We start from the raw sequence: 12790 nt of genomic DNA on the forward strand, positions 1-12790 counted from the left end.
AACCATGAATACCATGCCGCATGAGCTTGTGTGGGATGAAGTCTACTTCCCACCGCTGTTATTGGTTATCGCACTGGCTTACATACTGACAATGCTAACAGGGTCAATCGCGACACGGTTTGGCCTTCATAAGTACGTCGCCTTTCCTGCAATAGCAGAACTGAGCTTGATCGTGATTTTTACTGGCGCTATCGGCCATTTTATTACCATTTTTTGAGGCACTTACTGTGATCAAACGTTATCTCATCACACTTTTATTATTGGCTGCTGCGGGAACTGTGGTTTATAGCTATTACCAGTCGTACTCAAGTAACCCATGGACCAGAGACGGACAAGTCAGCGCTTATATCGTCTCGATTACACCTCGAGTCACGGGTCAAGTCATTGAAGTGCATGTCGAAGACAACTCGAAGGTAAAAAAAGGCGATCTTCTTTTTGAGATCGATCCGAGTATTTACAAGGCGACCTACAGAAAAGCACTTGCGACTCAAAAACAAGCATTTGCCCTACTCGCCAAAGCCAAAAACGAAGAGCAACGCGCGTTGAATTTAGAGAAAAGAACGCCCGGTGCCGTGCCCGTGCTGACACTAAACAACTTGAACAACGCGGTAGAAACCAGCGCCGCAAATGTCGAACTGGCAAAAGCGAACGTAGAAGAAGCACATCTCAACCTTGAGTACACCAAGGTATATGCGCCTACTAACGGCTATATCACCAATCTGAACCTACGTGTTGGCTCTCAAGTTGTCGCGAATTCACCTGTGGTTGCGCTAATTGATGAAGATAGCTTCTGGATTGAAGGTTATTTCAAAGAGACTGATTTAGTCGGTGTCGATGCTCAGGACACTGCTTATGTGACCTTAATGATGCACAACAATGTTCAGCTAGAAGGACATATCAAAAGTATTGGTTTTGGTATCGCGAAGCAAGACGGCAGCACAGGTAATGATTTATTGCCAAACGTGAATCCAAACTTCCAATGGATACGCCTAGCTCAACGCATCCCTATCAAAGTGAAGTTAGACAAAATACCAGAAGACGTACAACTGCGTGTTGGTATGACTGCCTCGATCAAAATAATCAAAAATAGCTAGGTGATTCTTATGTTCACTGCATCGACTAAAGACGCGATTAAAGTCGCACTCTCTATCGTTATCGCAATCTGCCTAGCGTTGTGGTTTGGTTGGGAAAAACCGTATTGGGCTGCGATAGCCGTCGCAGTGATGGCATTGAACGAGAGCTTCGCCCATTCAATAAACAAAGGCCATAACCGGTTAATGGGAACCTTGTTAGGGACCGGTTATGCCTTTTTCCTCATTGCGATGTTTTCACAAGATCGATTTTTGTTTCTAACATTTCTTACCGTGTTCTTAGGCACTTGTATTTTCATGTCTAGTGACGAGAAATACGGCTACATCTTTTCAATAGGATTTACCGTGTGTTCGATTGTTGCTTGTATGGGCGGGTTTGATAACCAAACCACCTTTCACTTTGCTGTACTTAGACTTCAAGAAACACTATTAGGTGTTGTTGTGTTCTCTATTGTGTATCGCATCGTGTGGCCTGTGAATACTGAACTCAACTTTGTACAACGTTTCGAAACCAGTAAACAAGCGTTGTTAGATGCGATGGAAAAAACAGACAACATCGACATTGCCGCACTTGAAAGCAACACCGCGAATATTGATAAGCTGTATCAACTTTTAGATCTGCCACTGACCGGAAGCTACCACCTTAAAGAGAACATCCAAACATGGCGCTTGCGTATCGATGAAATGGCACATATCCAAGATACATTACTCAAACAAAGTAACAGCGAATCAGACTTAGATATCCAATGGGCAGTTCTTACTCACAACTTGAAGACGTTCGATGTATTAACACCAGAACAATCTCTTGTTGAGGGTGAACTCAATGTCATAGGTGATCATAAAGACGTGTCTTGGCATCATGCACATCGCACGTTTGTTGAACATTTGAATGAAGATGGGCGCAAAGTGCTGCAAGGCGTGTCGATGTTTATCACATCGCTGTTGATTTGGATTTATCTTCCAGTTCCAGGTGGTTTCATATTTCCTATGTTAGCCGGTGTATTCTCTTCTATGGTGCCGACCATGCCACCAAGCGTTATTAAGGACGCTTTTTATGGTGTGTTGGGTACAGGGTCGGTGGTTCTGTTGCAATACATCTTTGTGATGCCATTAATGACAGAACTATGGGAGCTGGGACTATTCTACTTCCTTAACATTATGGTGATATGGAAAGTGTTCGCGACACCTAAGCTCATGGTACACCGAATATTGGGTATTAACTTATTAGTTGTTCTCACATCTGGTGCGCTCAACCTCACACCTGTTTATGGAATTGAAACGCCACTTTTGATGCTCGTAAACATTTTGATTATTCTGATGATAGCGAAGTTGTTTACTGATCTATTTAGAGTGAGGGTAACTGCTTAGAACTAAATGCGCTTAACAACTCACAACAAAACGGTCTGCCAAGTATTTTTACTTCACAGGCCGTTTTTTTATCTATTGAAAATCATTATAAATCAATTGATTAACGCTAATTATTACTAAGTGAGGATAGCGTCCATCAAAAGCGATTAACGCGATCTGCCACCTCCTCTTAAAATCCTCTCATTGATTGACGCAATGCATTTTTAGTCGCGACATTCACACTAGCAATCCTAACGGATAAATACATAACAACTGAACACGACGTTCAGTATTACATCGACTGTTTGAGTCTCGAAGGTTTGAGGCCACTCAGCGTGGAAACCGTCATGAGTTTTTTTGAAATACGCACCAGCGCCTGTAAGACCCATACTCTTTCTGTGTTAGCGAGCGCCCTATTACTTACCACCCCCAATTTTGCGTCTGCGGCAGAAACCAAGACTTACAGCGAAGTTATGGAAAAAGGTCGAGCACTATTTGACAAATATGGCATCAGTCATGATTTACCAAAGCTAGCAATCAGTTCGCTCGTACAGGGCGAACACCTAGTTGAACACGCACATCGAACCATACAAATTGGCGATGAGGTTCGTGACTCAAGCGTCTATCTGATAAAAAACACAGACAGCAAAGGCAACATCGACCTGCGCATCAAATACAACCCGCAAGAGCTGGATGAAAACGAAAAACTGATCGATGAAATTGAAGAGTTTACGCGCACTGAGTATCGACTAAGAAATTATGCAGAAAGCTTCGATCCATCGTCAGTGAAAGTCAATGAAAAAGACAACGGCGACGTGACCATTAGCTTCAACTATTCGAAATACGGCTTACCACAAGACATCGCCTATTTCCGTTTCTTGAATGTTGATATTGAACTTGTAGGCGGCACACCAAAACGCATGGTAATCACCAACGACAAGCCATTTAATCTTGGTAAGTCAAAAGTCGATACCTATTACCAAGTGATTGATTTCCAAACGTTAGACTCTGGTCAAGTCGTTATTGAACGTAAGACAATTAACATCGAGGGTACGTCTAAAACGAAACCGATGACCATGAGCGCTGTAACTGAACCCGTCGCAATTTATGAAGACGACAACGGCGTTAATGTCCTGCATGAAGAGCGTCTAAAAGAAGTTTCAGATCCTCGTATGCAAGAAGCGAGTGTTAAGTTAGATCGAGTATTCCCTTTAATGGGTGACATGGTGCGTCGTCAAGGTATCGATTTACCCCTTCCATTCGGCGTATCAGTGGCTTATCGCAATCAAGATATGGATATACCCATGACAGATTACGTGATTGGTGGAGTGCGCTTGAATGATTTATTTGACCCGGAAGACAGTGTTGCGACGGTCAAAGCGGAAAGTGTTTCGATACGCGGCGACGTAAATATCTTGCCATTCTGGAATGTATTCGGGTACGTAGGAAAGGTAAACGTTGATGCGAATATTGACGCCTCTTATACCGGCGCCGCAGGTGAATACTTAAAAGACAAGCTCAATAACAAATTGCCAGGGCTAGGTAACGCACTTTGCGAAGGTGTCTCTGCCTTATGTAACAGTGGTCGTTTGAATGTACCACTTCATCTTGAATATGACTTACGCGGCGCGGGCACCACATTATCTGTTGGTTACAAAGAGTTCTTTGCCTCAGTCACAGGTACCTATTCACAAACACGCCTAAAAGGAATGGACGATTGGGGAGATGGCATTGTCACGGTTCAACCCATGCTGGGTTACCAATTAGTTGATTATCGAGCTCAGTTTTTCGTGGGTGCTGAATACCAAGGTTTAAATTCACGTATGCAAGGCACCGTAAAAACCGACGACATCGAATTTGATTATGACGTTGGCGTCGATATCGACCAGTGGGCATTCCTAACAGGTGTTAACAAGCAGATCGGCAAAAACTACAACATGACCATGTTATACAACAAAGGCGAAACTCGTTCGGCTGTAACGCTGAATCTTGGCTACCGATTCTAGTCACCGAACTTTGATTACCAGCCTAGCCCTTAAACCAGGTTGTTCTTAATAAGAAATTTTGTAGTTCTGTTATCTACGCAGATAGCGATGAAACAGACTACGCCGAATACTATTGTGGAAACTCATTTTATGACTATTGCATACCGTTCAATGATCGCTCTTACTATTACTACTGCCTTAGCAGGTTGCGATACTGATAGTGCCCCTACTGTTCCATTCCCAGACAAGCCCGAACCGTTAGTTCCGGCACCGGCTAAACCGTTTGATGCTCAAATCGGTAACGTAACGATTAAAGCGACGATAGAAGAACTGGTTATAACTTCGAATACCGAAGACGACAAACTGGCTTCCGTTGAATCTTTCAAAGGGATTCAATATGCAGAGGCTCAGCGCTTTGAACACAGTGAAGTTGTAAACCTTGTTGAAGGTACTTTGGATGCGACTCAGTTCGGTTATGCTTGTCCTCAACTAAAAACGACAACACAAACACAAGATGAGAACTGCCTTAACCTCAATATCTGGCGCCCAGCAGGCGTAGATGCTGATGCAGATCTACCGGTTTATGTATTCATCCACGGTGGTGATTTCGAATACGGTTCTGGTGCAGAGTCGCTCATCCAAGGTGATACGGTTGTAGCGCAAGGCGCCGACGAAGGTAACCCGTTTATTTACGTGACATTTAACTATCGTTTAGGCTTACTGGGTTCAATGTGGGTTGAAGACGAAACTGGTGGTAACTTTGGTATTGGTGACCAAAAGCGTGCTATGGAGTGGGTTAACCAGAATATTGATAAGTTTGGTGGTAATGCTGGAAACGTCACTTTGATGGGCCAAGGTTCAGGAGCGATGTCGGTTGGCATACTTCAACAAGATAACGTAGTCGATTCGATAGTTAATGCTGATGGTGACGTAAAGTACTTTGAACGCGCTATTATGCAGAGTAACCCATACGGTTTTGAATATAAAAGCAATGCAACAGCACAAAATAGTAGTGTTGCTGTATGCGAGGCATTAGAGACAACCGATACGAAGAAAGAGGTGAATGGCTTGAAAGTCGCTTTAAAAGCTATACTGGCTTTAAACATATTGCCAGAGGATATTCAAGATACTTTAGAATCTATCGCTGATGATCAGCCATCTTTAGCACCTGTAACTGTATGTGCAGATGACTCTATCGAGCAGCAACAAAATTTAACACTAGACAAGATTCTCGATGCGCAACGTAACACCTTACTTTCACCTGTAAACAAGGTACTAAATTGGGTTGAAGGCAGTGTGTTAGGGGTCATAAATGATGATAACAATACTCCAATGTCGAATTTATTGCCATTTGCACCATATATTGACAGCAATGGTACAAATCAAGGTTTACACCTGACCAGCCAACCGATATCAGAAGATTTTTCTGTACCGACAGTCATTGGTAACAATGAAAAAGACGCGGATACGATGGCTATGCTGCCTAGTCTGACATTCCTAATTCCAACCATTTTGGAGCTATTAAAGGAAGATGTAGACAACGGTACTTTTGAATCGCTAAGCGAAGAGAATCAAGGTTTAGAGCTCGCGGTATGGCTGCAACTTGATGGCAATAAGCAACGTGTTATCGATATGGTGTCAGCAATGTCTGCTGAAGAGGTTCAAGCACAAATCAACCTCGATGATGCAACCGCTTATGGAGCCGTGACCAAGCTGTTTTTTGGCCTAGTTAACTCTGAAATGAGCAACGAATTACTGGAACTGGCAGACTACAAACCTGTGTCGGAAAATCAGTTGGGTGGTGCAACGCAGAACATGTCTGAGTTCAAAATGCTGATGAATGACATGCTATTCCAAGCGCCAGCACGTAACCAAGCGATTCGTTCGACTGAAAATGCAGATGTATACGCGCCAGTTTCAATGTACCATTTTGCGTTCAAGCCTAGCTTCAACGTTTGGACATACAACACTCAAGGTGAAAAAGCCGATTTAGATATTGGTGTGATAAAAACGCTTGCTTGTATCTCCGGTGCTTGTGGTGGTTCAGAACTGCCGTTTATTTTCAACAAACCTTATAAACTAGACGGTTCAGAAGTGAGCCTAAGTTCAAAAGACCAAGCTCTGATGAACGACATGTCTCGCCTATGGTTCAGCGACAATCTGTTTACAGACTATGAGTACAGCCAGCAACAAGATAACGTACTGTTCGTCGATGGTGATGGTCAAATAACCATTGAAGACGATTGGGATGCTCTATTCAACGAATCTGAAGATGGCAGTATGCCTAACGGTAGACTTCAAGGCTTAAATGATCTTGGGCTAACCTTAAAATACATGCCTGATTACGAAGTTCCTAACCAGAACTAACGCTTAGTCACCAATCACTCCCACAATGGCCAGTTGTCTGGCCATTGTCACCTATACCCTATTTTTACGGAACATCACAATGTACTTCACACGTATTCACGCGCTGATAGTGCTATTTTTGTCGATCTTAGTTACTGGCTGCGCCCAACCTTACCCCGATGTTGAACCCGACTTCGAAGCTAACTGGCAAAGCACAGAACATCAAGCTCAAATCTATTTGATCCCTAGTGCACCTGAAGCCTTTGCGCGCCGCATTGATCTGGTTCGCCAAGCACAACACTCTATTGATATGACCTACTTCTCTTGGGAAAACGACACTCTGGGTCTGATGCTGTTAAACGAGCTGAAACACGCCGCTGACCGCGATGTGGCCGTGCGCCTCACACTGGATGACTTGTTGGTATTCAATGACAAATGGTTGGCCGAGCTAGACTCACACCCCAATATTGAGATTCGACTGTTCAACCCTTTTGAGTCACGTAAAGCTGGCTGGATTGGTCGTGCGCTCAACTTCTCTACTCATCAAAAACAGTTAGATAATCGGCTGCATGAGAAATACTTTAACGTTGATCACCAATCGATGATCCTCGGTGGGCGCAACATCGGTGATGACTACTTTGGCTACAGCGAAAGTGCCAACTTCTTTGATATGGATGTGCTGTTTAAAGGCGACGTGATTGCTGCTTTCGACCGAAACTACCAAGCGTTGTGGAACAGTGAGCATGTAGTGCCAATTCAAGAACGCATTAAAATCAAAGAGAAAGAGCAATACCAAGCGTTCACCAAAGCGTTGAACAAAGGTGAAAAGAATCAAGCATTGATCACGTCTGAAGTCGAAAGGCAGATAAAGAGCTTAAACCAACCGAAGTTCATTTCAGCCTCTGTCACGCCGGTATTTGACTCACTGGAGAAACTCAATGACAACAAGCCCTACTTTCGCCAACGTATTGAACACTTGATGAAGCAAAAAGTACCGACACCTTCTAAGGTTATTATTTCTACGCCTTATATGGTGCCAAGCGATAACAAGTTTGTATTCGTCGATGCACTTAGAGAGAGCGAAGCCGAAGTCACCTTACTGACGAATTCATCGGCTTCTAATGATTCGGGCTTTGTGCCTGCGTATTACGAAAAACACCGTGAGACTCTACTCGACAAGGGCGTAAGTATCTATGAGTACAAAAGCCAAGCGATCAATGATGATCACTACTTTCATGTTGATACCTACTACCACAACAAGACAGTAATTTTAGATGAGCGTGTCACCTATATTGGCTCTTCTAACTTCGATCCAAGATCAGACTTTCTCAACGTTGAGTTTGGGGTGTTGGTTGACAGTGAAGAGTTTGCGAAGCAAGTGACACACTACTTAACACGTCAGAAAGAGGAGTTGTTCTGGGCTGTGTCGCGAGAACAATCAGGTGACACCATCTGGGCTTCAGAGGAACAAATCCATACTAAGAACCCGAACTACAGTTCATGGAACAAGGTACCTGATTGGTTATTTCGAAAAATGAATGGCGAGTTCGAGCTTTAAGTGTTCAGCTTCGAATCTTAATTTTTAATTTTCTCCAGTCCAAATGTAAAAAAGCCGCGTAATTCGCGGCTTTCTCATGTTTCAAATACACGTATCTGAGCTTATAGACGGTAGGTCATCGCTCTTTGGGCTACGTAGTTCACCATATCAAGCGTTGTGAAGATCGAATTAACATCATTAATGTTGTAATCCACATGTCCACGCTCCACATATTGCTCAGCGAGACGGTAAATATCAACGACACGCTCAGCTACCGCTTCCATAGGATCAATAAAAGTGACTGTTGGAAATGCCGTTTCAAGTTGGTTTCTAACCAAAGGAAGTTCCGTGCATCCCCAAATAGCCGTATCAACGCCCTTCTCTACGATGGATTGAATCGCTACAGCAAGCAGTGCGGCATTACGCTCAAACTCGCCCGCTTTGATCCCGTTGGTTTCTCGGATTGCTTGTCCACACTCTGTCATCTCACCGGTTACTTCACCATAGATAGCACTATGCACGTTATGCTCTTGCTCAAAGGAATCTGGCTTAACGAACACCAGATTCGCGTCCGTTAGGTAACGATCATAGATTCCCGAATTGTATGTGCCGTTGGTACATAAAATACCAACAACAGATTCAGAGTTCTGCTCTTTGATTTGATCAACGGTGGTTTGAGCATGTCGACGATATAAACGTTGGTGTGCTTTTGAACCTCAGGTCTAAAGTAATGAGCGGTGTTACAGGTCATTACGCCAAACTGAACATTGGCATGTTCTAAAATGCACGCTGACTCAATCAGTTCAGGCACAGGATCGGTACCGCCTTCGTTAATCACTTCAGATCGATCGGGGATATCTGAGTTTTTCACCACTATCATGGCCATGTGGTCTTAGTCTTTAAGTGCGCCGTGTTCAATTTCTTTCTTGGCGACGATATCTTGGAACAGAGCATCTGCTTCAGGGCCCATATTACCAAATACACCGAATCGTAGCTTTTTCATTGTTTTTACCTTTGTGTTTGCTAAAGCACAAAGGTTATTACGCTCTTTCGATTTACTTGAATCCTATTAGATGGTTCGCATCCTCGCGAGTGCATAAACAGCGTACAAAAATCAGAATTGAGTACCAAAGGAAAAATGAATACGAAATTCGTCGCCTTCAGGCGCATCTAAGCCGTAAGCAAAATCGAGCTTAACTGGTATTAACTGTGAGTTCCAAATCAAACTCACGCCCGTCCCACGCTTCCAATCCGCTTGTTGATCAAATGCATCACCCACATCAAGAAATGCGCCCAACCAAATTGAACGATAGACTTGATGCTGATATTCGAGCCCAGCAGTTAACATATAACGTGCCCCCGTTAGTTCACCATTCTCGTCTCTAGGGGAGATAGATTCGTAACCATAACCTCGCAGGTTTCCATCGCCACCAGCAAAATACCGCAGTGACGACGGCACATCAGATAATGATTTGGCAATGTTGATGCCTACGTTGGAGCGGAAATGGAGCTTCTGCCTGTCACTAATATCCCATGAAAGGACACTGTTTCCTTCCAACCGCAACAGCCTTGAGTCAGAGAACAGACTAGGGTCAGAATACTCGACAGAATAGATGTGTCGATGATTGAGCTCCAACTGATCATTTTTACGATCAACCTGAGAAAAACTGATGCCAGGTAACAGCAATTGCGATTGCTCTTCCTCAGACGCCTGACGGTACTGTTCGTGCAAGTATTTGACATAAATGGTGCTTTGCCAATCACTGTCTAATTGCCAGTAACGTTCGAACTTAAGATCGTTTGTAAAGCTATTGGTATCTCGATGATCAATTCGTTTCGATTCAAACTGAATACCAAAGTAATCCGTTGTGACTTTCTCTGTGGGGATTTTGTACCCCAACTGAAGTGATTGCTCCTGTTCAGACAAATATGTCTGTGTTTCAAAGCTGTGGCCTCTCCGGTTATACCAAGGCTTTGACCAACTGAGAGAGGCGCGTAAACCGAGATCTGTAGAATAGCCGCCACCGACCTGCACGATATTTCGAGAACTTGGCTCGGCAATGATTTCAATTGGAACTTCTAGGTTGTCATCAAGTTTGTCAAAGTCACCATGTACGATGACACTTCGAAACCATTGAGTGTCTGACAAATCAGATTGCAGTTCACCTAACTTGATGGTGTCAAAGTCATCACCTTTTTTAAAGGTGGGTATTTTCTCGATACGAGTAGGGTCAACCCCATCATCAGGAATACTTATAGAACCGAACTTGTAGCGTGGACCACTTGCAAAATACAAGTGTATATTCGCGATGTTCTCGCTAGGAATAACTTCAATCTTTGACTCGATAAACCTGCCGTCAAAATAACCTTTCCGCTTTGCTAAAGAGAAAATCGCACGCTTAGTTTGGTCGTATTCTTGGTGAGACAAAGTTAAACCTGAGCCTAACTTGCTTTGATTGAGTATATTGATGAACTCCGCATCTAGGCTAGCTTCACCTGTTATTTTTACTATCGATTCTGCGATGCGCATGACAGGACCAGAATCGATGTTAATGATCACGTTATCAGAATCATTGAGGTCGATATCGAGCTGTGGGTGATAATAACCATAAGGGTTGAGTGCATCTTGAATACGTTTAGATAGCTTCGTTTTCGATAGCTGTGATGCAGGAACATCGGCTAAAGGTTCTAAATATAATTCTACATTTTCGGTGAGAGTTTTATTAACCCCTTTAACCTCAAATTCAGCAGCACTAGAAGAGTGTTGGGTAAACAGGAAAAATGAAGTGGCCAGCACTAATTGTTTAATCGAGGTCTTCACGCGGTTACCCAATTGCTCAAAACCCGAACAGGTTATGAGCAAAGCGTTAAATCGCCGAATCTCTTATGGAGGACGCTATCCTTCGAACGGATTATCGGGTTGTTTAACACCGCAACAGTCGTTTATTAACGACTCAAATCCCAGCCCTACAGACACAAAAAAGGCGCAATTAAGCACCTTTTGAATGTCTATTACTTATTGATTTATATGGCTTGCTGATTTATATGGCTTGCTGACTCAAGATCAGTTGTTGTTCAGCCACACATCTTGGTTTTTTGGAGCTTTCTTCTTCTTTTTCTTCTTGCCAGTACCGGCCGGTGGCGCAACAGGTTTTAGTGCTGCGATCAGTTCAGCTGTCGCTTCTTCATCCACTTCAAAGCCTTCAATTTGCTCACGCTCAAGACGAATCTTGTTCTTCTTCTCGATGATTTTGAAGTGGTGGTAATCTTCGTGATCGATCAGAGATAACGCAAGACCAACTTCACCTGCACGACCACTTCGGCCGATACGGTGCATGTAGTCTGACGGGCTACGCGGTAAGTCAAAGTTGATTACCACTGGAAGCTTCTCAATATCCAGACCACGTGCCGCGATGTCTGTCGCGATCAGAACGTCAATCTCGCCAGATTTGAAATCTTCTAGGATACGAGTACGTGAACCTTGCCCTTTATCGCCGTGGAATACTTCTGCGATGATACCGCGCTTGTAAAGCTTGTCTGCTAGGTGCTCACAGCTGTTCTTCGCATTAACGAAGATCAGAGCTTGGCGCCATTCATGTTGTTGAATTAGGTGTGCGAGTAACGCTGTCTTGCGACCTTTTTCTACTTCGAATACACGTTGAACCAGTGTGCTCGCATTGGCACTTTGAAGTTGAACTTCAATTGGATCGCTTAGAAGTTCGTGAGTCAGCGTTTTAACTTGCTCTGGGAAAGTTGCAGAGAACAACAAGGTTTGTTTTTTGCTCGGCAAGAGCTTCAAGATTGCATCAAGTTCTTCGGTAAAACCTAGGCTTAGCATTCGGTCAGCTTCATCAAGCACTAACGTTTTCACTTTGTCTAGCTTGATAGCGTTGCTTGAAATAAGGTCAAGCAGACGACCCGGTGTTGCCACCAAGATATCAGTGCCGCCACGTAGCGCCTGCATTTGAGTGTTTACCGATACACCACCAAACACACAAACCGTTTTAATCGCGCCATTGAAATGCACAGCGTAAGATTTAACGCTGTCAGCCACTTGCTTAGCAAGTTCACGAGTAGGAACCAAGATAAGGCCAGAAACAAAGTTACCTTTGCCTGAACGACGGTCCAGAGGGGCATCTTCATGAATCTTTTGTAACAGTGGAAGTGCAAATGCTGCGGTTTTACCTGAACCGGTATTTGCGCCTGCAATTAAATCGCGTCCTGCTAACACACTTGGAATAACTTGCGCTTGGATAGGCGTTGGCTGTTGGTATTCAAGCTCAGATAAACGAGCCATCAAAGGAGAGATTAAGCCAAGATCAGAGAAGTTGGTTGGTGTAGTGGTGTTAGTCATTAATTGCAGGAACTCAAAGCTAAAATAATAGCGCGCTATATTAACGTATTTCAGCAGTATTACGTAACTAAATCGCCCTTTCGCTTCTATTTCACTGATTAATATCCGTCAGAAGCGAAGTTATCGATGT

General features: G+C 43.6%; 8 protein-coding genes and 1 pseudogene. 6 read left to right on the forward strand and 3 right to left on the reverse strand.

Annotation, left to right across the window (positions count from 1 at the left end):
• The first annotated feature begins 4 nt into the window (after positions 1 to 4).
• From AB4623_RS13795 to AB4623_RS13820, 6 genes are all read left to right on the forward strand, one after another.
• Positions 5 to 217, forward strand: coding sequence for a DUF1656 domain-containing protein (locus AB4623_RS13795; protein WP_017059802.1), 213 nt, complete (start codon positions 5 to 7; stop codon positions 215 to 217).
• Positions 218 to 227: 10 nt separating this feature from the next.
• Positions 228 to 1094, forward strand: coding sequence for an HlyD family secretion protein (locus tag AB4623_RS13800; protein WP_017059803.1), 867 nt, complete (start codon positions 228 to 230; stop codon positions 1092 to 1094).
• A 9-nt stretch (positions 1095 to 1103) separates the two neighbouring features.
• Positions 1104 to 2459, forward strand: coding sequence for an FUSC family protein (locus AB4623_RS13805; RefSeq protein ID WP_102427946.1), 1356 nt, complete (start codon positions 1104 to 1106; stop codon positions 2457 to 2459).
• A 326-nt stretch (positions 2460 to 2785) separates the two neighbouring features.
• A complete protein-coding gene (locus AB4623_RS13810) occupies positions 2786 to 4444 on the forward strand; it encodes a hypothetical protein (RefSeq protein WP_372146671.1) in 1659 nt (552 codons plus the stop codon).
• A gap of 129 nt (positions 4445 to 4573) precedes the next feature.
• The gene (locus AB4623_RS13815; RefSeq protein ID WP_372146672.1) at positions 4574 to 6790 is read left to right on the forward strand and encodes a carboxylesterase family protein; all 2217 of its coding nucleotides are present in this window, start codon (positions 4574 to 4576) and stop codon (positions 6788 to 6790) included.
• Between the two features lie 79 nt (positions 6791 to 6869).
• Positions 6870 to 8327, forward strand: a complete 1458-nt coding sequence (locus AB4623_RS13820) for a phospholipase D family protein (protein WP_372146673.1) — start codon at positions 6870 to 6872, stop codon at positions 8325 to 8327.
• A 101-nt stretch (positions 8328 to 8428) separates the two neighbouring features.
• Here AB4623_RS13820 and AB4623_RS13825 read toward each other — a convergent pair.
• From AB4623_RS13825 to AB4623_RS13835, 3 genes and pseudogenes are all read right to left on the reverse strand, one after another.
• Positions 8429 to 9192: pseudogene (locus AB4623_RS13825) on the reverse strand (aspartate/glutamate racemase family protein).
• Between the two features lie 228 nt (positions 9193 to 9420).
• The gene (locus tag AB4623_RS13830; RefSeq protein WP_372146674.1) at positions 9421 to 11139 is read right to left on the reverse strand and encodes an autotransporter assembly complex family protein; all 1719 of its coding nucleotides are present in this window, start codon (positions 11137 to 11139) and stop codon (positions 9421 to 9423) included.
• Positions 11140 to 11370: 231 nt separating this feature from the next.
• Positions 11371 to 12660, reverse strand: coding sequence for a DEAD/DEAH box helicase (locus AB4623_RS13835; RefSeq protein WP_017059810.1), 1290 nt, complete (start codon positions 12658 to 12660; stop codon positions 11371 to 11373).
• Positions 12661 to 12790 lie beyond the last annotated feature (130 nt).

The sequence above is a fragment of the Vibrio sp. 10N.222.52.C12 genome (assembly GCF_041474215.1).
GTDB classification, from domain to species: domain Bacteria; phylum Pseudomonadota; class Gammaproteobacteria; order Enterobacterales; family Vibrionaceae; genus Vibrio; species Vibrio crassostreae_C.

Excerpts from the sequence above, each read along its gene's own strand:
- AB4623_RS13795 (WP_017059802.1), top strand. The coding sequence starts at position 5 with ATGAATACCATGCCGCATGAGCTTGTGTGGGATGAAGTCTACTTCCCA.
- AB4623_RS13805 (WP_102427946.1), top strand. The coding sequence starts at position 1,104 with ATGTTCACTGCATCGACTAAAGACGCGATTAAAGTCGCACTCTCTATC.
- AB4623_RS13810 (WP_372146671.1), top strand. The coding sequence starts at position 2,786 with ATGAGTTTTTTTGAAATACGCACCAGCGCCTGTAAGACCCATACTCTT.
- AB4623_RS13815 (WP_372146672.1), top strand. The coding sequence starts at position 4,574 with ATGACTATTGCATACCGTTCAATGATCGCTCTTACTATTACTACTGCC.
- AB4623_RS13820 (WP_372146673.1), top strand. The coding sequence starts at position 6,870 with ATGTACTTCACACGTATTCACGCGCTGATAGTGCTATTTTTGTCGATC.
- AB4623_RS13835 (WP_017059810.1), bottom strand. The coding sequence starts at position 12,660 with ATGACTAACACCACTACACCAACCAACTTCTCTGATCTTGGCTTAATC.